Origin of the sequence: Pseudomonas sp. R2-37-08W, from assembly GCF_003851705.1 — a bacterium.
Lineage (GTDB): Bacteria > Pseudomonadota > Gammaproteobacteria > Pseudomonadales > Pseudomonadaceae > Aquipseudomonas.
The window spans coordinates 4,568,373-4,590,939 of the sequence record NZ_CP027728.1; the positions used below are offsets into that span (position 1 = coordinate 4,568,373).

20 protein-coding genes are annotated in these 22,567 nt (G+C 61.9%); 11 read left to right on the forward strand and 9 right to left on the reverse strand.

Going from position 1 to position 22,567, the window contains the following annotated elements; genetic code table 11:
* A complete protein-coding gene (locus C4J93_RS21080) occupies positions 1-1,332 on the forward strand; it encodes a DUF58 domain-containing protein (protein WP_124430382.1) in 1,332 nt (443 codons plus the stop codon).
* 56 nt (positions 1,333-1,388) lie between these two features.
* On the opposite strand, the gene C4J93_RS21085 is transcribed toward C4J93_RS21080, so the two are convergent.
* Together C4J93_RS21085 and C4J93_RS21090 are read right to left on the reverse strand one after the other, a co-directional pair.
* A complete protein-coding gene (locus tag C4J93_RS21085) occupies positions 1,389-1,748 on the reverse strand; it encodes a PilZ domain-containing protein (protein ID WP_124430383.1) in 360 nt (119 codons plus the stop codon).
* 205 nt (positions 1,749-1,953) lie between these two features.
* Complete coding sequence (locus C4J93_RS21090) at positions 1,954-2,328, reverse strand: tol-pal system YbgF family protein (RefSeq protein ID WP_124430384.1); 375 nt, start codon at positions 2,326-2,328, stop codon at positions 1,954-1,956.
* Positions 2,329-2,502: 174 nt separating this feature from the next.
* Between C4J93_RS21090 and pyk the strand changes: the two genes are divergently transcribed.
* Positions 2,503-3,954 carry a pyruvate kinase gene (pyk, locus tag C4J93_RS21095; RefSeq protein ID WP_124371716.1) on the forward strand — a complete coding sequence of 484 codons (1,452 nt, stop codon included), beginning with the start codon at positions 2,503-2,505 and terminating at the stop codon, positions 3,952-3,954.
* Positions 3,955-4,150: 196 nt separating this feature from the next.
* Here pyk and C4J93_RS21100 read toward each other — a convergent pair whose 3' ends face one another.
* Positions 4,151-5,083, reverse strand: coding sequence for an iron-sulfur-binding ferredoxin reductase (locus C4J93_RS21100; protein WP_124430385.1), 933 nt, complete (start codon positions 5,081-5,083; stop codon positions 4,151-4,153).
* A gap of 216 nt (positions 5,084-5,299) precedes the next feature.
* Between C4J93_RS21100 and C4J93_RS21105 the strand changes: the two genes are divergently transcribed.
* The 5 genes from C4J93_RS21105 (at position 5,300) to C4J93_RS21125 (ending at position 12,389) form a co-directional block, all read left to right on the forward strand.
* The gene (locus C4J93_RS21105) at positions 5,300-6,823 is read left to right on the forward strand and encodes a fumarate hydratase (protein ID WP_065887574.1); all 1,524 of its coding nucleotides are present in this window, start codon (positions 5,300-5,302) and stop codon (positions 6,821-6,823) included.
* Between the two features lie 91 nt (positions 6,824-6,914).
* Entirely contained in the window at positions 6,915-8,681 is a 1,767-nt protein-coding gene (locus tag C4J93_RS21110) for an ATP-binding protein (RefSeq protein ID WP_124430386.1), read from the forward strand.
* Positions 8,675-10,000 (forward strand): sigma-54 dependent transcriptional regulator, encoded by a 1,326-nt coding sequence (locus C4J93_RS21115; RefSeq protein WP_124405164.1) that lies wholly within the window; start codon positions 8,675-8,677, stop codon positions 9,998-10,000. Before C4J93_RS21110 ends, C4J93_RS21115 begins: the two co-directional genes overlap by 7 nt.
* A 284-nt stretch (positions 10,001-10,284) precedes the next feature.
* Positions 10,285-11,604 (forward strand): MFS transporter, encoded by a 1,320-nt coding sequence (locus C4J93_RS21120; RefSeq protein WP_124408055.1) that lies wholly within the window; start codon positions 10,285-10,287, stop codon positions 11,602-11,604.
* Between the two features lie 152 nt (positions 11,605-11,756).
* Complete coding sequence (locus tag C4J93_RS21125) at positions 11,757-12,389, forward strand: flavin reductase family protein (RefSeq protein ID WP_124430387.1); 633 nt, start codon at positions 11,757-11,759, stop codon at positions 12,387-12,389.
* 106 nt (positions 12,390-12,495) lie between these two features.
* Here the strand turns inward: C4J93_RS21125 and C4J93_RS21130 are convergent, their stop codons facing one another.
* Positions 12,496-12,729 carry a hypothetical protein gene (locus tag C4J93_RS21130; protein ID WP_124430388.1) on the reverse strand — a complete coding sequence of 78 codons (234 nt, stop codon included), beginning with the start codon at positions 12,727-12,729 and terminating at the stop codon, positions 12,496-12,498.
* A gap of 43 nt (positions 12,730-12,772) precedes the next feature.
* On the reverse strand, positions 12,773-13,114 hold the full coding sequence (locus C4J93_RS21135) for an antibiotic biosynthesis monooxygenase family protein (protein ID WP_124368198.1): 342 nt from the start codon (positions 13,112-13,114) through the stop codon (positions 12,773-12,775).
* Between the two features lie 328 nt (positions 13,115-13,442).
* Here C4J93_RS21135 and C4J93_RS21140 point away from each other — a divergent pair, with 328 nt between their 5' ends.
* Positions 13,443-14,372 (forward strand): AraC family transcriptional regulator, encoded by a 930-nt coding sequence (locus tag C4J93_RS21140; RefSeq protein WP_124368199.1) that lies wholly within the window; start codon positions 13,443-13,445, stop codon positions 14,370-14,372.
* 119 nt (positions 14,373-14,491) lie between these two features.
* Here C4J93_RS21140 and C4J93_RS21145 read toward each other — a convergent pair whose 3' ends face one another.
* Genes C4J93_RS21145 through edd form a run of 4 tightly spaced genes read right to left on the reverse strand, consistent with a single transcriptional unit; the run spans position 14,492 to position 19,499 of the window.
* On the reverse strand, positions 14,492-15,961 hold the full coding sequence (locus C4J93_RS21145; RefSeq protein WP_124430389.1) for an ATP-binding protein: 1,470 nt from the start codon (positions 15,959-15,961) through the stop codon (positions 14,492-14,494).
* Positions 15,951-16,685 (reverse strand): response regulator, encoded by a 735-nt coding sequence (locus C4J93_RS21150; RefSeq protein WP_124364221.1) that lies wholly within the window; start codon positions 16,683-16,685, stop codon positions 15,951-15,953. The genes C4J93_RS21145 and C4J93_RS21150 overlap by 11 nt, the downstream gene beginning before the upstream one ends.
* A 34-nt stretch (positions 16,686-16,719) precedes the next feature.
* Entirely contained in the window at positions 16,720-17,676 is a 957-nt protein-coding gene (locus C4J93_RS21155; protein WP_124430390.1) for a glucokinase, read from the reverse strand.
* Entirely contained in the window at positions 17,673-19,499 is a 1,827-nt protein-coding gene (edd, locus tag C4J93_RS21160; RefSeq protein ID WP_124368203.1) for a phosphogluconate dehydratase, read from the reverse strand. Before edd ends, C4J93_RS21155 begins: the two co-directional genes overlap by 4 nt.
* Before the next feature lie 220 nt (positions 19,500-19,719).
* Between edd and gap the strand changes: the two genes are divergently transcribed.
* The 3 genes from gap (at position 19,720) to C4J93_RS21175 (ending at position 22,484) form a co-directional block, all read left to right on the forward strand.
* Positions 19,720-20,721 (forward strand): type I glyceraldehyde-3-phosphate dehydrogenase, encoded by a 1,002-nt coding sequence (gap, locus tag C4J93_RS21165; protein WP_124364224.1) that lies wholly within the window; start codon positions 19,720-19,722, stop codon positions 20,719-20,721.
* Between the two features lie 200 nt (positions 20,722-20,921).
* Positions 20,922-21,440 (forward strand): RNA polymerase sigma factor, encoded by a 519-nt coding sequence (locus C4J93_RS21170; protein ID WP_124368204.1) that lies wholly within the window; start codon positions 20,922-20,924, stop codon positions 21,438-21,440.
* Between the two features lie 75 nt (positions 21,441-21,515).
* Positions 21,516-22,484 carry a FecR domain-containing protein gene (locus tag C4J93_RS21175; protein WP_124371725.1) on the forward strand — a complete coding sequence of 323 codons (969 nt, stop codon included), beginning with the start codon at positions 21,516-21,518 and terminating at the stop codon, positions 22,482-22,484.
* Positions 22,485-22,567: the final 83 nt, after the last annotated feature.

Here is a 22,567-nt window from a genome sequence, read left to right on the forward strand (position 1 = left end):
ATGAAACCGACCCGTCTGCTCCTGACCTGGCTGGGTGTTCTGCTGACCCTCAATATTCTGCTGGGCGCGTCGGCGGCGTTGCAGTTCAAGGTGCCCGATACCTTGCACGCAATCGCCTGGGGCCTGCTGTTGGCCCTGCTGTTGCTGGCGATGCTGGATGCAATGCGCTTGCGCCGCCGCCCTTCGGCACGAGTACAGCGGATGTTGCCCGGTAGCCTGGCGCTGGGGCGCTGGGGAGAAGTGCGCCTGTCACTGGAACACGATTATCCACAGCCGCTGACCGTGCTGGTATTCGATCACGTGCCCGAAGGACTGGTAGCGGATAACCTGCCGCAATCCATCTCACTGCGCCCCGGTGAGCGCGGCGAGTTGGGCTATCGCGTGCGCCCCCTGCGACGTGGGCATTTCAGTTTCAGCCGCTGCGAAATCCACTTGCCCAGCCCCCTGGGGCTGTGGTCGGCGCGGCGCTGGATCGAAGCCTCGGATGCCACTCGCGTGTACCCGGATTTCGCGCGTTTATCCGGTGCCCGGTTGCAGGGTGTGGATAACTGGCTGAGCCAACTGGGTGTACGTCAGCACCAGCGGCGCGGACCAGGCCTGGAGTTTCATCAATTACGCGAATTTCGCGACGGTGACAGCCTGCGTCAGATCGACTGGAAAGCCACGGCACGCCAGCGCACGCCCATTGCCCGCGAGTATGAGGATGAGCGCGACCAGCAGATTGTATTCATGCTCGATTGCGGCCGACGCATGCGCAGCCAGGACGACGAGTTGTCCCACTTCGACCACGCGCTGGACGCCTGCCTGTTGCTGAGTTATGTCGCCTTGCGCCAAGGCGATGCAGTCGGGCTCTGTACCTTTGCCAGCGACCAGCCGCGTTACCTGGCGCCGGTCAAGGGCAGCGGCCAATTGAACGTCTTGCTCAATACAGTCTATGACTTGGAAAGCACACGCCAGACCGCTGACTATGAGGCCGCCGCCAGCCAATTGCTGGCTCGGCAAAAACGCCGCGCCTTGGTGATCGTGGTGACCAACCTGCGCGATGAAGACGATGAAGCACTGATGAGTGCCATCAAGCGGATCGGTCGACACCATCGGGTACTGGTCGCCAGTCTGCGAGAGGAAGTACTCGACCAACTGCGCCAGGCCCCGGTACAAACCCTACCCGAAGCACTGGCTTACAGCGGCGCGGTTGACTACCTCAACATGCGCAACCAGCTGCATGATCGCCTGGGCGCTCATGGGTTGTCGGTGTTGGATAGCCTGCCATCGGAGTTGGGCGCCGCGTTGGTGACACGTTACCTGCACTGGAAAAAAGCCGGGGTGTTCTGACGGCAAGCGCACGGCCACGGTAGACACAGGTCCCCATGGCCGACTGCACATGATAGTCAAACGGGGGCCTGTAAAGGATCGAACTTGAAGTAATGCAACAAGGCGCTGATCAGCTGTGCGTATTCTTCGCACGCCTGACGCACGCGGAACCCCGAGTCGTAGTGCTGCGGGTTGACATCTTCCCGGCTCCACAAACAGGTCGCGGTAAGGTCAACAGCCTGGAACTCGCCGTCCGGCCCTGGAATCTTCAGGCGCAGCTCAAAATCTGCGCCGATCATCATCGGCAGCTGGCTGATCAGCATCAGCCCTTCTTCAGAAACGTCGCCCAGATAGCCGATTGGCTTGTCCGTAAGCCGATTGAACACCTGCAGGAAATAAGGTAGCTGATGCCGTTCGATCCGTCGTTCGATAAACATGGTGAGGTCGCCATCCAATAAAGCCAGTGATTCGGAACAAGCCCATCGCAAGCTCTCCCTGGATATCGGTGTGACAAGAAATCGTTGCCACGAGACAGCTGCCGAATCCGGGCATTACATTCTCTTGAACAGAAAGTTGTACAAACATCTATTCAAAGAATAACCCAAGACTGGAAAGAGGCCAGTTATGAAGCGACGAATACCCTCATAAAGACGCCGGCCGTGGTTGCGCCGCGGTCATGCCAGAGAAATGCCCCAGCTGGCGCAGGGTATCGAGCCGGGCTTGGGCTCGGTAAGCGTACTCGCTTGATGGGTATTGGCTGATGATGAATTGGTAGGTTTGCGCAGCATCGACGAACAGTTTCTGGCGCTCCAGGCACTGCCCGCGCAACATCGAAACCTCGGGCTGCACATAGCGGCGGGTGCGGCTTTCACGGTCTACCTGGGACAATTCCAGGGTGACCCGTGCGCAGTCACCCACCCCATAGGCGCGGTAAGCGTTGTTCAAATGGTGGTCCATCGACCAGCGGGTGCAGCCGACAACACTGACGGCCAGGGCAGCAACGAGCAAAATTCGCATGGGGGTTCTCCTGTCTTGTGCAGTGTATCGACCTATCGCCCAAAATCTTCAAGGGCGTTCACCTTTCCACCGCAGCAAAAACAAGCCGATCGTCGATAAGTAGTGCAAACGAACAATGACTACAACGAAAGAGCATAGTAGCCTTCCCCAGCGCTTGAACTCAGGAGTCTGTGCATGTCCGTCCGTCGTACCAAAATCGTCGCCACCCTTGGCCCGGCCAGCAACTCGCCGGAAGTCCTCGAACAGCTGATTCTGGCTGGTTTGGACGTTGCCCGTCTGAACTTCTCCCACGGCACCCCGGACGAGCACAAGGCTCGCGCCAAGCTGGTGCGGGACCTGGCCGCCAAACACGGCCGCTTCGTGGCGCTGCTGGGTGACCTGCAAGGTCCGAAAATCCGTATCGCCAAATTCGCCAACAAGCGGATCGAGCTGAAGATCGGTGACAAATTCACCTTCTCCACCAGCCATCCGCTGACCGAAGGCACCCAGGACGTCGTAGGCATCGACTACCCGGATCTGGTCAAGGACTGCGGCGTCGGCGACGAACTGCTGCTGGACGACGGTCGCGTGGTAATGCGCGTCGACACCGCTACCCCGACCGAACTGCATTGCACCGTGATCATCGGCGGCCCGCTGTCCGACCACAAAGGCATCAACCGTCGCGGCGGTGGCCTGACGGCACCGGCCCTGACTGAAAAAGACAAGGCCGACATCAAGCTCGCCGCCGAAATGGAAGTCGACTACCTCGCCGTGTCCTTCCCGCGCGACGCCGCCGACATGGAATACGCACGTAAACTGCGCGACGAAGCCGGTGGTACCGCCTGGCTGGTGGCCAAGATCGAACGTGCCGAAGCCGTGGCTGATGACGAAACCCTGGATGGCCTGATCAAGGCTTCCGACGCCGTCATGGTTGCCCGTGGCGACCTGGGCGTGGAAATCGGCGATGCCGAGCTGATCGGTATCCAGAAGAAGATCATCCTGCATGCACGCCGCCACAACAAAGCGGTGATCGTTGCGACCCAGATGATGGAGTCGATGATCCAGAACCCGATGCCGACCCGCGCCGAAGTGTCCGACGTGGCCAACGCCGTGCTCGACTACACCGACGCCGTGATGCTCTCGGCTGAAAGTGCCGCTGGCCCGTACCCGCTGGAGGCCGTCCAGGCCATGGCGCGTATCTGCGTCGGTGCTGAAAAGCACCCCACCAGCAAGACCTCCAGCCACCGCATCGGCAAGGTCTTCGAAAGCTGCGACCAGAGCATCGCGTTGGCCGCCATGTACACCGCCAACCACTTCCCGGGCGTTAAAGCGATCATCGCCTTGACCGAAAGTGGCTATACGCCGTTGATCATGTCGCGCATCCGCTCGTCGGTGCCGATCTACGCGTTCACCCCCCACCGCGAAGCCCAGGCCCGTGCGGCGCTGTTCCGTGGCGTCTATACCATTCCGTTCGATCCGGCTTCGCTGGCCCCGAACGAAGTCAGCCAGAAAGCTATCGACGAGTTGGTCAAACGCGGCGTCGTCGAGAAAGGTGACTGGGTCATCCTGACCAAGGGCGACAGCTATCACACCACCGGCGGCACCAATGGCATGAAGATCCTGCACGTGGGCGACCCGCAGTTCTGAGTGACACGCTGAAAAAACATGTGAGAGGGGCTTGCTCCCGATAGCGGTGGATCAGTCAGTTTATGTGTGACTGATCCGCCGCTATCGGGAGCAAGCCCCCTCCCACATTTGACCGTGCCCCCTTCAAACAACTCGGTCGACTGCGGCCTGCAATGGCGTCAGTCAAGGCGAATCTCGCGGCGGTAGGACTCAGCGTTCAACCACGGGGCAGGAACACATCGGCCAGCAGTTGATTACGCGGCAGTCCCGCCAGAAACAAGCGCTTGGAAAGGGCTTCGACGCTGTCAGGATGCCCGCAGACTAAGGCCAGCGTTTGCCGCGAAATAAGCCGCAGCTGCCCCAATGCCTGGGCCAACTCATCTGCGGTCCACAACTCCACCGTAAGGTTCTGATGCCGCGCGGCCAGCGCCGTCAGGGGTTCGGCCAGGTAGTGAGCCTGGGCATCATGAGCCAGGTGAATGACGCGGATGGCACCTTGGTGATCCTGGCGCAACGCTTCACGCAACACCCCCCACAACGGACCCAGCCCAGTGCCGGAGGCCAGCAGCCACAGCGGCCGGGCTTGCCAGTCGGGATCATACTGCAGCGCCCCGCCCCGCAACTCACCCAGGTTTAAAGCATCACCGATCTTGAAGTGGCGAGCGGCATCGCTGAATGCCCCGGGTTGACGGCAATCGATATGAAACTCCAGGTACGGGTCCTGCTGGGGCAAACTCGCCAGGGAATACGGACGTGCCACCTGCCCTGCCCACAACACCAGATGCTGCCCGGCGCGGTATCGCAGGCCACGCTCGGGTTGAAGGCGCAGGCGCAGCACCGTCGGACTCAGCCAATCGGCGCCGACCACCTTGGCCGCCAAACCGTCACGCAACGGGTCGAACACTTGCACCTTGAGATCGCCGCTGACCCGACACTGGCACGCCAGGCGCCAGCCGTCCTGGCGTTGCGCCGGGCTCAACGCCTGAGGTTGCTTGTCTTCAACCTCGCCCTGGCAACGCACCAGGCAGGCATGGCAACTTCCGGCGCGGCAACTGAAGGGCACAGCCACCCCCGCCTGGTTCAAGGCGTCCAGCAGGTTGCTGCCGGTAGTCACCGGCCAATGGCGTTCGCCGACGTACAGTTCAGGCATAAACGGTCTCAATCACAAGGGGCGCGCACAGGGAATCATGCCTGCGACAGTTTGACCATAGTCGGGTGTATCAGCCACCGTGCCGGGTTATACTGCCGCGCCTTTTTAGCGTCGCGCCTGCACCAGTGGCGTGCCTTGGAAAGGTGGTTTCAGCCGACCGATGCACCCTCACTGAAGCCACCTTATTGAATGTTCCCTTATAGAGGAGCGCGACTCATGACCGTGATCAAGCAAGACGACCTGATTCAGAGCGTTGCCGACGCCCTGCAATTCATTTCCTACTACCACCCCGTTGATTTCATCCAGGCGATGCACGAGGCCTATCTGCGCGAAGAATCGCCGGCCGCCCGTGACTCCATCGCCCAGATCCTGATCAACTCGCGCATGTGCGCCACCGGCCATCGCCCCATCTGCCAGGACACCGGTATCGTGACCGTGTTCGTGCGCGTGGGCATGGATGTACGTTGGGATGGCGCCACCATGGGCCTGGACGACATGATCAACGAAGGCGTGCGTCGCGCCTACAACCTGCCGGAAAACGTCCTGCGCGCTTCCATCCTTGCCGACCCGGCAGGCGCGCGCAAGAACACCAAGGACAATACCCCGGCGGTGATCCACTACTCCATCGTCCCCGGTAACACCGTGGAAGTGGACGTGGCCGCCAAGGGCGGTGGTTCCGAGAATAAGTCGAAAATGGCCATGCTCAACCCGTCCGACTCGATCGTCGACTGGGTGCTCAAGACCGTTCCGACCATGGGCGCCGGCTGGTGCCCACCGGGCATGCTCGGCATCGGCATTGGCGGCACCGCCGAGAAAGCTGCGGTGATGGCCAAGGAAGTGTTGATGGAATCCATCGACATCCACGAGCTGAAGAAGCGCGGCCCGCAGAACCGCATCGAAGAGATGCGCCTGGAGCTGTTCGAAAAGGTCAACCAACTGGGCATCGGCGCCCAGGGCCTGGGTGGCCTGACCACCGTGCTCGACGTGAAGATCATGGACTACCCGACCCACGCCGCGTCCCTGCCGGTGTGCATGATCCCCAACTGCGCCGCCACCCGCCACGCGCACTTCGTGCTCGATGGTTCGGGCCCTGCGTCGCTGGAAGCGCCACCGCTGGACGCCTACCCGGAAATCGTCTGGGAAGCCGGCCCATCGGCCCGTCGCGTCAACCTCGATACCCTGACGCCTGAAGAAGTGCAAAGCTGGAAACCGGGCGAAACCGTGTTGCTCAACGGCAAGATGCTCACGGGTCGCGACGCGGCGCACAAGCGCATGGTCGAGATGCTGAACAAGGGCGAAACCCTGCCGGTGGACCTCAAGGGCCGCTTCATCTACTACGTCGGCCCGGTTGATCCGGTGCGCGAAGAAGTGGTTGGCCCGGCCGGCCCGACCACTGCGACGCGGATGGACAAGTTCACCCGTCAGATCCTCGAGCAAACCGGCCTGCTGGGCATGATCGGCAAATCCGAGCGCGGCCCGACCGCCATCGAAGCGATCAAGGACCACAAGGCCGTGTACCTGATGGCCGTGGGCGGCGCCGCTTACCTGGTGGCGCAGGCCATCAAGAAATCGCGCGTCGTCGCTTTCGCCGAACTGGGCATGGAAGCGATCTACGAGTTCGATGTGAAGGACATGCCGGTCACCGTTGCGGTGGACAGCAACGGCGAATCCGTACACATCACCGGTCCTGCGATCTGGCAGAAGAAGATCAGTGAGAGCCTGGCGGTGGAAGTCCAATAAGTAAAGGTGGGAGGGGGCTTGCTCCCTCCCACACAAGTTTCGGGCAGCCCATGCTATGGTGCTCGCCCCCACTGCGCCTGTTCATCCTCGTATGATCGCAATCCCTCGCCCCCTGCGCCTGACCTTCTATTCCCTGCTGATCGTCGCCGGTGCGCTGCTGGCTGCGGCGCTGGCCACGCGCCATGCCGAACGCCAGGCCTTGGTGGACGACGCCGCCCGTGCCAATCAACAGCTGGCACTGTATGCCAACTCGCTGCACACCCTGATCGAACGCTACCGTGCCCTGCCCGCCGTGCTGGCGCTGGACTCGGAGATGATCAACGCCTTGAAAGGCCCGCTGGACGCCACCACCCAGGACCTGCTCAACCGCAAGCTGGAACGCATCAACGGCGCAGCCCAGTCTTCCACCTTGGAATTGATGGACCGCACCGGCCTGGCCGTGGCCGCCAGCAACTGGAACCTGCCCAGCAGTTATGTGGGGCACAACTACGCGTTTCGGCCGTATTTCAGCCAGACCCTGAGCCAGGGCACCGGGCGTTTTTACGCGGTGGGGGTGACCACCGGCATACCGGGTTACTTTCTTTCCAGCGCCGTGGTCGACGAACACGAGCAGTTTCTCGGCGCCATGGTGGTCAAGCTCGAATTCCCCGAGCTTGAGCGTGAATGGGCCCAGGGTAACGACCTGCTGCTGGTCAGCGACGCGCGCGGGATCGTGTTCATCGCCAACCAGCCGGGCTGGCGCTACCGCAACCTGCGAGCGCTGTCGGCCAGCGACCTGGCCGAACTCAAGGCCACCCGCCAATACGACAAAAAGCAATTGCAGCCGCTGGAGACCAACACCCTGCAGCGCTTCGGCGACAACAGCCACCTGATGCGCGTCAACGGCCCCGACGGCAACGCCAACTACATCTGGGAATCGCTGCCGCTCAAAGCCGAAGGCTGGACCCTGCACCTGCTGCGCAAACCCCAGTTCCCGTTTGAAGACCAACGCAACGCCGGCCTGGCCGCCGCCGGGTCCTGGCTGGCATTGGTGTTCCTCGTGCTGTTTTTGAGCCAACGCTGGCGCCTGGCGCGTCTGCGTCAACGCAGCCGTGAAGAGCTTGAGCAATTGGTCGAGGAACGCACCCGGGCCCTGCGCACCGCCCAGGATGGCCTGGTGCAGTCGGCCAAGCTGGCGGCACTGGGGCAGATGTCCGCTGCCCTCGCCCATGAAATCAACCAACCGCTGACCGCCCAGCGCATGCAATTGGCGACCCTGCGGCTGTTGCTCGACCACGGCCGCGTGGACGATGCCTACAAGGCACTCACACCGCTGGATGACATGCTCACCCGCATGGCCGCGCTGACGGGCCATCTCAAGACCTTCGCGCGTAAAAGCCCCAGCGGCCTGCGCGAACGCCTGGACCTGGCCACCGTGGTCGATCAATCCCTGCACCTGCTCGACGCACGCTTGCGCGATGAAGCCATCGGCGTGGTGCTGGACCTGACCCGCCCGGCCTGGGTACGCGGCGACGCGATCCGCCTTGAACAAGTGCTGATCAACCTGCTGCGCAACGCCCTGGATGCCATGGCCGACAAGCCGCGCAAACGCCTGGAAATCCGCCTGCACGCCGACCAGCAGCTCTGGCAGTTGAGCGTCAGCGACAGCGGCGGCGGGATTGCCGAAGAACACTTGAACAATGTCTTCGACCCCTTCTTCACCACCAAGCCGGTGGGTGACGGGCTCGGCTTGGGGCTGGCGGTCTCCTACGCTATCGTGCATGAACTGGGCGGACGCCTGATCGCCGGCAACCGGGGCGACGGCGCGATATTTACCCTGACCTTGCCTGTCGCGCTGGAGACGCCCGACCTATGTTGAACGCGGTGATTGTGGTGGATGACGAAGCCAGCATTCGTACGGCCGTCGAACAATGGTTGAGCCTGTCCGGGTTTGCGGTGCAGTTGTTCAGCCGTGCCGAGGAATGCCTGGCGCAGTTGCCCAGGGACTTTCCCGGCGTGATCCTCAGCGACGTGCGCATGCCCGGCCTCAGCGGCCTGGAACTGCTGGCCGAAGTGCAGCGGCGCGATGCCGACTTGCCGGTCATCCTGCTCACTGGCCATGGCGACGTGCCGATGGCCGTCGAAGCCATGCGCGACGGCGCCTACGACTTCCTGGAAAAACCCTTCAGCCCGGATGCGCTGCTCAATAGCCTGCGCCGCGCGTTGGATAAACGCGGGCTGATCCTGGAAAACCGTCGCCTGCATCGCCAAGCCGATCATCGCGCCCAGCTGGAATCCAGTCTGCTCGGGGTGTCCAAGAGCCTGCAAACCCTGCGACGCCAAGTGCTGGACCTGGCGACGCTGCCGGTCAATGTGTTGATCCGCGGTGAGACCGGCAGCGGCAAGGAGCTGGTTGCGCGCTGCCTGCATGATTTCGGCCCGCGAGCGAAAAAGCCGTTTGTCGCGCTCAACTGCGCCGCGATCCCAGAGCAGCTGTTCGAAGCCGAGCTGTTCGGCCATGAAAGCGGCGCATTCACCGGCGCCCAAGGCAAGCGGATCGGCAAACTGGAATACGCCCACGGCGGCACGCTGTTCCTCGATGAAATCGAAAGCATGCCCTTGGCCCAGCAGGTAAAACTGCTGCGCGTGCTGCAAGAACAGAAGCTGGAGCGCCTGGGTTCCAATCAGAGCATTCATGTGGATTTGCGCATCATCGCGGCCACCAAGCCGGACCTGTTGGAAGAGGCCCGCGCCGGGCGCTTTCGCGAAGACCTGGCGTATCGGCTCAACGTCGCGCAACTGCGCCTGCCGCCGCTGCGCGAGCGGCGCGAAGACATTCCGCTGCTGTATGAACATTTTGCCCAGGACGCTGCCCAGCGCCTGGGACGCAGCGCCGAGCCGCTAAGCGGCCCCGCGCTGGGACGCCTGCTCAGTCATGACTGGCCAGGCAACGTACGCGAACTGGCCAACGCGGCCGAACGCCAGGTGCTGGGGCTTGGCGAGCCGGAACCGGAGGGCATCGAGGCCGGGCAATCCTTGGCGGCGCAGCAGGAAGCCTTCGAGGCGCATTGCCTGAAAGCTGCCCTGACCCGGCATAAAGGCGATATCAAGGCGGTGCTGGCCGAACTGCAACTGCCGCGCCGGACCCTCAATGAAAAGATGCAGCGGCATGGGTTGGCAAGGGAGATGTTTCTCTAGCGGTCTTCCGATCGCCATCGGGGGCAAGCCCCCTCCCACAGTGGTCCGCGTTTATTCAGGAACAATGAGGTCAAAATGTGGGAGGGGGCTTGCCCCCGATGGCGCCAGCAGCCATAAGCGGATTTCCGCTCATCACTCCAAAACCATCAGCAACTTTCCGCTCAAAAAAACCTTGAAACCCTTCTATTCCGGGCCTTCCTCCACCTGGCATAGCTTCTGCTACAGCCCAAGCCAGGCAGTGCTCAGGCACGCTCCATAAAAACAACTAGATGAAGGATCCTTCAATGGATAACTCCAACACCTTGCCTCTGGGGTCGGCGGCTGCGCCGGCGAAAGCACGCACAACCTCCAGCCGGATCAGATCGATCTTCAGCGGCTCCGTCGGCAACATGGTCGAGTGGTACGACTGGTACGTCTACGCCGCTTTCTCGTTGTACTTCGCCAAAGCCTTCTTCCCCAAAGGCGACACCACCGCTCAATTGCTCAATACCGCCGCGATCTTCGCCGTGGGCTTCCTGATGCGCCCGATCGGCGGCTGGTTGATGGGCCTGTACGCCGACAAGGTCGGGCGCAAGAAAGCCCTGATGGCCTCGGTCTACCTGATGTGCTTCGGCTCACTGTTGATTGCCCTGAGCCCAGGCTATGAAATCATCGGTATCGGTGCGCCCATCCTGCTGGTGTTTGCCCGTCTGCTGCAGGGGCTGTCGGTCGGTGGCGAATACGGCACCTCCGCCACTTACCTCAGCGAGATGGCGACCAAGGAGCGTCGTGGTTTCTATTCCAGCTTCCAGTACGTCACCCTGATCTCGGGCCAGCTCATTGCCCTCGCGGTGCTGATCGTGCTGCAGCAAGTGCTGACCACCGAGCAACTGTATGCCTGGGGCTGGCGCATCCCGTTCGCCATCGGCGCGCTGTGCGCAGTGGTTGCGCTGTACCTGCGGCGCGGCATGGAAGAAACCGAGTCGTTCACCAAGAAGGAAAAAGCCAAGGAAAGCGCGATGCGCACCTTGATGCGCCACCCCAAGGAACTGCTCACCGTGGTCGGCCTGACCATGGGCGGCACCCTGGCGTTCTACACCTACACCACCTACATGCAGAAATACCTGGTGAACACCGTCGGCATGAGCATCTCCGACTCCACCACCATCTCAGCGGCGACGCTGTTCCTGTTCATGTGCCTGCAACCCCTGGTGGGCGGCCTGTCGGACAAGATTGGCCGTCGGCCGATCCTGATCGCCTTCGGCATCCTCGGTACCCTGTTCACGGTGCCGATCCTCACCACCCTGCACACCATCCAGAGCTGGTGGGGCGCGTTCTTCCTGATCATGGCGGCGCTGATCATCGTCAGCGGCTATACCTCGATCAACGCAGTGGTGAAAGCCGAGCTGTTCCCGACCGAAATCCGCGCCTTGGGCGTGGGCCTGCCGTATGCCCTGACCGTGTCGATCTTCGGCGGCACCGCTGAATACATCGCGCTGTGGTTCAAGAGCATCGGCATGGAAACCGGCTATTACTGGTACGTGACCGCGTGTATCGCGGTGTCGTTGGTGGTCTATGTGACCATGAAGGACACACGCAAACACTCGCGCATCACCACCGACTAACTGGATGATGAGATAAAACCTGTGGGAGGGGGCTTGCTCCCGATAGCGGTGGGTCAATCAATATATTACTGACTGACACCCTGCTATCGGGGGCAAGCCCCCTCCCACATTGGGTATGATGTTTGCCCCGAAACCGAGAGCAGAACCGGCCCATGTCCGACGATATCCATTTCTACGAACCCGCCAACGGCCACGGCCTGCCCCATGACCCGTTCAATGCCATCGTCGGCCCACGCCCGATCGGCTGGATCTCATCCCACGACCGCGAGGGCCGCCTGAACCTGGCACCCTACAGTTTCTTCAATGCGTTCAACTACATTCCGCCGATCATTGGGTTTTCCAGCGTGGGGCGCAAAGACAGCCTGAACAATATCGAGCAGACCGGCGAGTTCGTGTGGAACCTGGCGACCCGCCCACTGGCCGAGCAGATGAACCAGAGTTGCGCGGCCGTTTCGCCGGACGTGAATGAATTCGAGTTGTCCGGCCTGACGCCTGTGGCGTCGAAAGTCGTCGGCGTACCGCGAGTGGGCGAGAGCCCGGTGTCGTTCGAATGCAAGGTGACGCAGATTATCCAGCTGCAACGCGCCGACCAGCAGTTGGTACCCAGCTGGCTGGTGCTGGGCGAAGTGGTTGCGGTGCACATCGCCAAATGGCTGCTCAAGGACGGGATCTACGACACCGCCGCCGCCGAGCCGATTTTGCGAGGTGGCGGCCCGGCGGACTATTTCCAGCTGGGGCCGGAAGCGCTGTTCAAGATGTACCGCCCAGGCGCCACCAAAGCCTGACTGAATGCAATAAACATGTGGGAGGGGGCTTGCTCCCGATGGCGGTGTATCAGCTACAACTCAGTTGACTGACACATCGCCATCGGGGGCAAGCCCCCTCCCACATTTAGTCCCAAATCAGCTGGCCTTCCGCGTCCACATCGACCAGATACTCAAGCCGCGCCGCCGCCGCTTCATCGGCGTCGGAAGCCGTCTTGAACGTCTGCCCATCGAGAATCTTGTGAAAACGCGGTGCACCCATGCCGTCCAGTGCCTTGACGGCGACGGCGGCGCTGTAGCCGCCCTCTCCCGGTACTACGGCGGAAACGGCTTCGTGGTGGGCAAATTGTTTACGTGCCATGTTTGAACGTCCTGGCCAATGAAAAGTCGGCCATTCTAACGCTCTAGCCGGCCAGTTGCAGGTACTCGCCGTAGGCTTTGACGGCGGATGCATCGGTGAAGGTCTGGAAGTCCATGCTGCGCACGACCATGTCGTTCAGCAACTCAGTGAAGATCATCAGGGCCGGGGAATTGAAGTAGGCGCTCATCGCCTGCTCGCTGCTCCAGAAGCCCGAGATCAGCCAGACGTCGGGGTCGGTCTGGGAATGCTGCACGGTAAATTGCAGGCAACCCTGGGCCTGTCGGCCCGGTTCGATCAAACTGCTCAAGCGTGCACCGAGTTCGGTGCTGTACCCGGTACGGGCACGGACAAAGGCCATATGGCTCGCGGGAATGGGGGTGGACATGTTCGACTCTCCCGTTGAGAAGTGATGCTCGGCAAGCACTGTGAGGGCGTGTTGCCACAGGATCAAAGATAGCGGCGCCGGTGTGGGCACGGTTAGTCAATTCCTGCTGGCTTATTGCACAATCCTGCGAGAAGCGTAGGCAGGACGTTCCAGCGCTGGATTTATTCCAGGCCCGAACGGCATATTTCAGGGAGATGACAGCCGCCTTGCTTGCCTGATTCACGCTAAGCCGCAGGATCAGGCAAGGATTGTGCAGAATCGACGTAACACTTTTTGAATACCCACCACTAAGCTGAGCACCATTCAACCAGTGTGTAGAGGACGCCCCATGTCGTCGCCCGACCTCAAGTCCATGCCCCTCGATGCCGAGATGGAAAAGCAGCGTGCCGAACTGGCCAGCATCGTGCACCGCCATACCTGGGAAGATGGCTCCTACGGCACGGCGATCACTTCGCTGTACCTGAACCGCCACAACACGCCGCGTGACTTCATGCCGGTGCTGGTGGAGCCGGCACTGTGCATCCTCGCCAGTGGCAGCAAGGAAGTGCGCCTGGCCGACGAAATCTTCGCCTACGACCCGCTCAATTATTTGGTGTTCTCGGTGGCCATGCCGGTGTCTGGGCGGATTATCGACGCCACCCCCGAAGACCCCAACCTGTCGGTGCGCATCAATATCGACCCGGCCCAGCTCACCGCACTGATCGCTGAGGCCGGCCCGATGGGCGTGCCATCGCGTCCGACTTCCCGAGGCATGTACGTCGACCGCATCGACCATCAGTTGCTTGATGCCGTGCTACGCCTGACCCGCCTGCTGGATACGCCCAAAGATATCGCGATGCTCGCCCCGCTGATCAACCGCGAAATTCTCTACCGCTTGTTGCGCGGGCCCCAAGGCTATCGCCTGTATGAAATTGCCGTGGCCAACAGCCAGAGCCACCGGGTGAGCCAGGCGATCAAGTGGTTGAACGGCAACTACGAACAGCCGCTGCGAATCGATGACCTGGCTCGGGAAGTGAACCTGAGCGTCTCGACCCTGCACCACCGTTTCAAGGCGATCACCGCCATGAGCCCGCTGCAATACCAGAAACAACTGCGCTTGCAGGAAGCTCGGCGGCTGATGATTGCCGAAGGGCTGGAAGCCTCGGCGGCGGGGTATCGGGTGGGATATGAAAGCCCGTCGCAGTTCAGCCGGGAGTACAGCCGGTTGTTTGGCGCGCCGCCTTTGCGCGACTTGGCCCGGTTACGCCAAAGCATCTGATGCAATGAGATCAAAATGTGGGAGGGGGCTTGCCCCCGATGGCGGTCTATCAGCTATACATCAGCTGACTGACCCACCGCTATCGGGGCAAGCCCCCTCCCACATTGGTCCGTATTCAGTCAGTCTAATCCGCGCGGCAGCTGGAGGGTCACCCGCAACCCACCCTCGCGCAAATTCTGCAAACTCACCTCACCACCGTGGCTATGGGCGATATTGCGTGCAATCCCCAACCCCAGCCCATAGCCCTGCTGCTGCCCGGCCAGGCGAAAGTGCGGTTCGAACACCTGCTCCAACCGCTGCTCCGGCACGCCGGGGCCTTCGTCGTCCACATGCAGGATGAACTCGGTGCCATCGTCCTCGATGTGCAAATGCGCGTTCTGCCCGTATTTCAGCGCATTGTCGATCAGGTTGCCGATGCAGCGCTTGAGCGCCAGCGGCTTGCCCGGATAGGTGGTCAGGGCCTGCCCATGCTGGGTCACCCGCCCATTGCCGTTGGGCGCGAGGTAAGGCTCCACCAGGCATTCGAGCACGTGGTTGAGGTCCACCGGCTGGATGTTCTCGTGGATATCGGTGTCTTTCACGCATTGCAACGCGCCTTTGACCAGCAATTCCAACTCATCCAGGTCGCGGCCGAATTTGGCTTGCAGGTTTTCGTCTTCGAGCAATTCCACGCGCAGGCGCAGGCGTGTGATGGGTGTGCGCAAGTCATGGGAAATCGCGCTGAACAGCTGGCTGCGCTCGGTGAGGTAACGGCTGATGCGCTCACGCATGGCATTGAACGCACGACCGACTTCCACCACTTCACTGCCGCCGCCTTCGGCCACCGGCTCTACATCCGCCCCCAGGGACATGTCCCGCGCCGCCCGCGCCAGGCGCTTGAGCGGGCGGCTCTGCCAATGCACCAGCAGGCCGATGAACAGCAGCAGGAAACCGCTGGTCAACACGATAAACCACACCTGCTGGGCTGGCAGGCCTTGCTCTTCAAGGCTGGTGTAGGGTTCGGGCAACAGCGAGGCGATGTACAACCATTCACCGGGAGCGAGCTGGATCTGGGTGACCAGCACCGGCGGGTTGACCGGCTCGAGGGTCAGCGCGTAGTGAGCCCAGGAGCGCGGTAGTTCGTCGAGCTTAAGCCCGGCATTGAAGATGCGCAGGTCTTCGGCGCTGACGAATTCCACCGAGATATGCACATCGGCGCCGAGGGTCTGGCGCAGCACGTCGTCCACGGCCACCAGCACCGCCTGCTTGCGCGGGGTTTCGGGCAATACCTGCATATCCAGCGGGCGATCGTTGAGGGTCACCACAAAACGCGTGCCGCCCATGCTGCGCAACTGGTCGAGCACCAGGGGGCGATAGGCCACTGGTAAGGAACGGAAGTAACTCACGCTGGCGGTCATCGAATGCGCCAGGCTGCGGGCAGCCGTCACCAGGCCTTCCAGCTGGGTAGCGCGCAGTTGCGACACCCAGATTACGCTGGATAACGCCTGGGCAAACAGCACCGCCAACAGGGTCAGCAGTAACATCCGCCCCAGCAGCGAACGCGGTACCGGGATCCGCCGGCGTAGTTCACGCAGGCGTTCAGTGGGCATTGCCGGCAACCACGCTGGCTGCCAATTGATAGCCGCTGCCGCGCACGGTGCGGATCAGCCGGGGTGGTTTTTCGGTATCGCGCAGACGTTGGCGCAGGCGGCTGACGGCCATGTCGACAATGCGGTCCAGCGGCATCAGGTCGCGGCCCCGGGTGGCGTTGCCGATGGTGTCGCGGTCGAGGATCTGTTGCGGGTGGTCGAGAAACAACTTGAGCAAGGCAAAGTCGGCGCCGGAGAGGATCACCTCTTCGCCGTCCACGTGAAACAGGCGATGGCTGATCATATCCAGGCGCCACTCATCGAACACCAACACCTCGCCGCCACTGCTGCGCTCCTGGCCGAACTGGCAGCGCCGCAGCAGCGCCTTGATCCGCGCCTGCAGTTCGCGGGGGCTGAACGGCTTGCCGATATAGTCATCGGCGCCCAGTTCCAGGCCGATCACGCGGTCGGCTTCGTCGGAACTGGCGGTGAGCATGATGATCGGCACCTGCGCCTGGCGCGGGTGCTGGCGGATCCAGCGGCAAAGACTGAAACCGTCTTCATCGGGCAACATCACGTCCAGGATGACCAGGTCGCACGGCGCCTCGTTCATCGCCTGGCGGAACCCCGCGCCATCAGCCACGCCACGGACCTGGAAGCCGGCGCGACTGAGGTAGGTTTGCAGCAATTCGCGGATTTCCTGGTCGTCGTCGACGAGGAGAATCGATTTACTGATTACGCTCACGGGGTCCTCCTTGTTGTTATGAGGCCGTCACAGCCTAAGCAAATGCCTGCTCAAGCGCCACACCCGCGCCGGTCAACCCGGAATACGGCGCGGTCACCAGCCACACCGGGATGCCTTTGAAGTAGTCACTCATGCAGCCTTTGTCGGCAAAACTCCTGGCGAAACCGCTGCGGATAAAGAAGTCGGCAAACCTCGGTATCACCCCGCCCACGATATACACACCGCCACGCCCGCCCGTGGTCAGCACATTGTTGCCGGCCACTCGGCCCAGCCAGATGCAGAACTGGTCGAGCACTTCCAGCGCCACCGGATCGCCCGCCAGGCCCGCCGCCGTGATGGCCTCGGGCGTGTGCAGCACCGGGGTGTGCCCGTCCACCGCACAGATCGCCCGGTACAGGCGCGGCAAACCGCCACCGCTCAACGCGGTTTCAGCGCTGACGTGGCCGATCTCGCTGTAGATGTGTTGCCACAACTGGGTTTCACGCGGGCTGCTCAGGGGCAGGTCGACATGGCCGCCCTCCCCCGGCAACGCCGCCCAACGGCCTGCGCCGAGGTCCAGCAAGGTACCGACGCCCAGGCCGGTGCCTGGGCCGATCACCACGGCCGGGCGCAACGGCTCCGGGGTACCTTCGCACACCACGCGAAATTCATCGGGCTGCAAGCAGGTCATGCCCAGGGCCATGGCCGAGAAATCGTTGACCAGCAGCAATTTGTCCACCTGCAACGCCTGGCAGAAAGCCGTCTTGCTCAAGCGCCAGTGATTGTTGGTGAACTTGAATTCATCGCCGCTCACCGGGCCGGCCACCGACAGGCACACCGCGCCAATGTCACCCAGCACCAGGCCTACCTCCCTGAGATAGACCTTGATGGCCTCCTCAGGGCTGGCGTGATCCACCGTGGCCTGCACGCGGATCGAATGCAGTGCCTGATCCCGCCACAACGCAAAACGGGCATTGGTACCCCCGATGTCACCGACCAGCGCTAACTTCACTTAAGCGTCTCCAAGGCACAGGTAAAGGCGCTGGCGCCTTGCTCTGCGGAGCTTGCGGCCAAGCGCATGAATGCAAACAACTCGCGACCGGCGCCCACGTTATTGCCCAGCAGGCCCGTGGCCGGCGTGCGCGCGGCAAATTCTTCGGCGTCCACCTTAAGCTCCAGGGTGCCGGTAACGCCATCGACGCGAATGATATCGCCATCCTGGACCCGCGCCAGCGGCCCGCCGCTCTGGGCTTCGGGATTGACGTGGATCGCGGCGGGAATCTTACCCGAGGCGCCGGACATACGCCCGTCTGTCACCAGGGCGACTTTGAACCCACGGTCCTGCAACACGCCAAGGAACGGCGTCATCTTGTGCAATTCGGGCATGCCGTTGGAACGCGGGCCCTGGAAGCGCATCACCGCGACAAAGTCTTTTTCCAGCTGGCCCGCCTTGAAGGCGTCGGCCAGGTCCTGTTGATCCTGGAACACCACCGCCGGCGCTTCGACCACCTGGTGCTCGGGCGCTACTGCCGAGACTTTCATCACGCCACGGCCGAGGTTGCCTTCCATCACCCGCAGGCCGCCTTCCGGCGAAAACGCACGGGCCACGGGGCGCAGGATGGTTTCATCGAGGCTTTCGATGGGGCCGTCGCGCCAGATCAGTTCGCCGTCGACCAGGAACGGTTCCTGGGTGTAACGGCTCAAGCCCCTGCCCGCCACGGTGTTGACGTCTTCGTGCAGCAGGCCGGCCTCGAGCAGTTCGCGGATCAGGAACGACATGCCGCCCGCCGCCTGGAAGTGGTTGATGTCAGCCTTGCCGTTCGGGTACACGTGCGACAGGGTCGGCACCACTTCGGAGAGGTCGGCCATGTCCTGCCAGGTCAGGATAATGCCCGCCGACATGGCGATGGCCGGCATGTGCAGGGTGTGGTTGGTGGACCCGCCCGTGGCGTTGAGGGCGACGATGGAATTGACGAGTGACTTCTCGTCGACGATCTCGCCGATCGGCGTGAAGTTGCCGTTGGCCTTGGTCAGGCGTGTGACCTGGTGCGCGGCCTCGCGGGTGAGCGCATCGCGCAGCGGCGTATACGGGTTGACGAACGAGGCGCCCGGCAGGTGTAGGCCCATCACTTCCATCAACAGTTGGTTGGTATTGGCGGTGCCGTAGAAGGTGCAGGTGCCGGGGCTGTGGTAGGACTTCATTTCCGATTCCAGCAGCTCTTCGCGGGTGGCCTTGCCTTCGGCGTAGCGCTGGCGCACATCGGCTTTCTGCTTGTTGGAGATGCCCGACGGCATCGGCCCGCCGGGCACGAAGATCATCGGCAGGTGGCCGTAGCGCAGCGCGCCCATCATCAGGCCGGGGACGATCTTGTCGCAGATGCCCAGCATTAACGCTGCGTCGAACATGTTATGGGACAGCGCGACCGCCGTGGACATGGCGATCACTTCACGGCTGAGCAGGCTCAGCTCCATACCCGGCTCGCCCTGGGTCACGCCATCGCACATGGCGGGCGTGCCGCCGGCGAACTGGCCGACCGAGCCGACTTCGCGCAGGGCTTTCTTGATTTGTTCAGGGAAGTGTTCGTACGGCTGATGCGCCGAGAGCATGTCGTTATATGAAGAAACAATTGCCACGTTGGCGGCATTCATCATGCGCAGGCTGTTTTTGTCTTCGGTGCCGCAACCGGCCACGCCGTGGGCGAAGTTGGCGCACTGCAGCTTGCCGCGCATCGGACCGTCGCTGGCTGCGCCGCGAATGAGCGCAAGGTAAGCCTCGCGGGTGGCGCGGCTGCGGGCGATAAGCCGTTCGGTGACCTCAAGGACGCGGGGATGCATGTATAGAACTCCAGGCTAACGGATGTGGCGACCTGAGTGTCTATGCTGATCAAACGCCCGCAGCGCATGGATGGCAGGCAGTCGTTTGGATCATCGGACCAGTTGATTCAGGTCACTCGTTGTAGATTGAACAAAATATTGCCACTAAAAAGGCTTGTTTTCTATTTTTATGCGAATAATCTTGTAATTCTTACAACAAATCGACGATAGGCACCTTCCAATGACTCTACGTATCGCAATCAATGGTTTTGGCCGTATCGGCCGTAACGTACTACGCGCACTGTATACCCAAGGCTACCGCCAGGATTTGCAGATCGTCGCCATCAATGATCTGGGCGACAGCTCGATCAATGCCCACCTGCTCAAATATGACACCGTGCATGGCACATTCGAAGCAGAGGTCGCCCACGATCAGGAAAGCCTGACCGTCAATGGCGACCGGATCGCCGTGAGTGCCATTCGCAACCCGGCCGACCTGCCGTGGGCCGCGCACAAGATCGACGTGGTGTTCGAATGCACCGGCCTGTTCACCGACCGTGACAAGGCCGCCGCCCATATTAGCGCCGGTGCGCGCAAGGTGATCATCTCTGCCCCGGCCAAGGGCGCGGATGCGACCGTGGTCTACGGTGTAAACCATGACATTTTGCGTCAGTCGCACCAGATCATCTCCAACGCGTCGTGCACCACCAACTGCCTGGCGCCAGTGGCCCAAGTGCTGCATCGCGAACTGGGCATCGAAAGCGGCCTGATGACCACGATTCACGCCTACACCAACGACCAGAACCTCACCGACGTCTACCACACCGACCCGTACCGTGCGCGTTCGGCCACCCAGAACATGATCCCGAGCAAGACCGGCGCCGCTGAAGCCGTCGGCCTGGTATTGCCGGAACTGGCGGGCAAGCTGACCGGCATGGCCGTGCGCGTGCCGGTGATCAACGTGTCGCTGGTGGACCTCACTGTGCAGCTGAAAAAAGAAGCCACGGCCGATGAAGTCAACGCGCTGTTGAAGCACGCCAGCCAGCACTCGAAAATCCTCGGCTACAACACCCTGCCGCTGGTTTCCAGTGACTTCAACCATAACCCGCTGTCATCGATCTTCGATGCCAATCACACCAAGGTGAGCGGCAAGTTGCTTAAAGTGCTGGCCTGGTATGACAACGAGTGGGGTTTCTCGAACCGGATGCTGGATAACTGCCTGGCGCTGTGTAACGCCGAGTAATCCCATTTGGAATGGGGCTCGTGTGGGAGGGGGCTTGCTCCCGATGGCGGTGTGTCAGTCAGCCTGTTCATGACTGATACACCGCTATCGGGGGCAAGCCCCCTCCCACATTTGAGCGGTGCAAGGCTGCAGAAATAGCCACTTGCCATTTGAGTTGATGATAAGCATTATCATTAACTGCAAATCGGTCTGGTATCACTGTGAGCCAATCTCGCTTCAACCACGTCTTTCTCACCCAACGGGTGATTCTGCTGCGCACGCTGCAACGCATGGTGAATAACCACAGCACCGCCGAGGACCTGTTGCAGGAAACCTACCTGCGCGTGACCCGGGCCCTGAGCGAGCGGCCGATCGACCACCTTGAACCCTTCGTCTACCAGACCGCGCGCAACCTGGCACTGGATCATTTGCGTTCGCGCAGGATCCAGGCCCGCACCCTGCAGGAAGATGTACCGCTGGATATCCTGCAAAGCGTTGCCGCCCCGATCAGCACACCCGAAGACGCGACCCAGGCCGAGCAATTGCTCGAGCACCTGAGCGTCAGCCTGGGCCAGTTGAGTGCTCGCCAGCAGCGGATCTTCATCCTCAGCCGCCTGCACGGTTGCAGCTACCAGGAGATCGCCGATCAGTTGCAGGTGTCCTTGAGCACCGTACAAAAGGAACTGAAGTTGATCATGGCCATCTGTGTAGGTGTGGCCGAACGGCTGGATCAGCCTTAAGCTTCACGCCGACAGAAGTGTCGATCCAGGCTGTAGGAAAAATGAATAGAACGTGGCGAAGACCCGAGGAACACCGTGACGGACCCGAATAAACTGCGCCCCCACGAGCTGGCTCATGAGGTGCTGCAAGACACGGCCATGGACCAAGCCCTCGATTGGCTGATCGCCTTGCAGTGCGCGCAACCCGGCCAGCAAGCGGCATTTCAAGCCTGGCTGGCCGAGGACCCCGCGCACGCCCATGCCTTCAGCAAAGCCCAGGCCGCCTGGGGTGCCGCGCCCGTACACAGCGCCGCCGTGGCCCTGGCCGCGCCACGCAAACCGAGCGCCTGGCGCCGGATCAAACCGCATTGGAAACCCTTGGCCACCGCCGCCGTGCTGCTGCTCGGCCTGTTCAGCTTCAGCAACCTGCCGGTACGCCTGCAGGCCGACCACCTCACCGTGGTCGGTGAACGCCAGCGCCTGCAACTGGACGAGGGCGCCAACGTATTGCTGAACACCAATTCGGCGTTTTCCAGCCGCATCAAGGACCACCAGCGCATCGCCCGCCTCTACCAGGGCGAAGCGTTTTTCGACATCGCCCCCAGCCGTGGCCTGCCGCTGGAAATTGACGCCGGCCCGGTGCGCGCCAGCGTGCGTGACACCGCGTTTGCCGTGCGCTATCTCGACGGCGAAGCCCAGGTACAAGTGCAGCGCGGCGATGTCGACCTGAGCAACACCGTCGACGACGCCCGGGTGCGCCTGAGTGCCGGTGAAAGCATCCGCATCGGCCCCAAGGGCTTCGGCCAGCCGGCCAAGCTGGACGCCGGCAAGGACCTGGCCTGGGTCCAGGGCCGACTGGTGTTCGAAAACTGCCCGATGGGCGAAGTGCTGGCGGAGCTGCGTCGCTATTATCCGGGCTGGATCGTCAACACCAACGACAGGCTCGCCAGTGTCGCCGTCACCGGCAACTATCGCCTCGACCAACCGCTGGACGTGGTGCGTTCCCTGGCCCACATCACCTCGGCCAAGCTGTCGGAATACCCGGCGCTGGTGATCTTGAACTAAATGAGAATTATTTTTACTCGATGCTGACCAGCGATACGTCTCGTTATAGCCAATGCAACTGATTCCTATTTGGTTCAGTTCGC

Coding starts and splice junctions, on each gene's coding strand:
- C4J93_RS21080 (WP_124430382.1), top strand. CDS start 1: ATGAAACCGACCCGTCTGCTCCTGACCTGGCTGGGTGTTCTGCTGACC.
- C4J93_RS21085 (WP_124430383.1), bottom strand. CDS start 1,748: ATGTTTATCGAACGACGGATCGAACGGCATCAGCTACCTTATTTCCTG.
- C4J93_RS21090 (WP_124430384.1), bottom strand. CDS start 2,328: ATGCGAATTTTGCTCGTTGCTGCCCTGGCCGTCAGTGTTGTCGGCTGC.
- pyk (WP_124371716.1), top strand. CDS start 2,503: ATGTCCGTCCGTCGTACCAAAATCGTCGCCACCCTTGGCCCGGCCAGC.
- C4J93_RS21100 (WP_124430385.1), bottom strand. CDS start 5,083: ATGCCTGAACTGTACGTCGGCGAACGCCATTGGCCGGTGACTACCGGC.
- C4J93_RS21105 (WP_065887574.1), top strand. CDS start 5,300: ATGACCGTGATCAAGCAAGACGACCTGATTCAGAGCGTTGCCGACGCC.
- C4J93_RS21110 (WP_124430386.1), top strand. CDS start 6,915: ATGATCGCAATCCCTCGCCCCCTGCGCCTGACCTTCTATTCCCTGCTG.
- C4J93_RS21115 (WP_124405164.1), top strand. CDS start 8,675: ATGTTGAACGCGGTGATTGTGGTGGATGACGAAGCCAGCATTCGTACG.
- C4J93_RS21120 (WP_124408055.1), top strand. CDS start 10,285: ATGGATAACTCCAACACCTTGCCTCTGGGGTCGGCGGCTGCGCCGGCG.
- C4J93_RS21125 (WP_124430387.1), top strand. CDS start 11,757: ATGTCCGACGATATCCATTTCTACGAACCCGCCAACGGCCACGGCCTG.
- C4J93_RS21130 (WP_124430388.1), bottom strand. CDS start 12,729: ATGGCACGTAAACAATTTGCCCACCACGAAGCCGTTTCCGCCGTAGTA.
- C4J93_RS21135 (WP_124368198.1), bottom strand. CDS start 13,114: ATGTCCACCCCCATTCCCGCGAGCCATATGGCCTTTGTCCGTGCCCGT.
- C4J93_RS21140 (WP_124368199.1), top strand. CDS start 13,443: ATGTCGTCGCCCGACCTCAAGTCCATGCCCCTCGATGCCGAGATGGAA.
- C4J93_RS21145 (WP_124430389.1), bottom strand. CDS start 15,961: ATGCCCACTGAACGCCTGCGTGAACTACGCCGGCGGATCCCGGTACCG.
- edd (WP_124368203.1), bottom strand. CDS start 19,499: ATGCATCCCCGCGTCCTTGAGGTCACCGAACGGCTTATCGCCCGCAGC.
- gap (WP_124364224.1), top strand. CDS start 19,720: ATGACTCTACGTATCGCAATCAATGGTTTTGGCCGTATCGGCCGTAAC.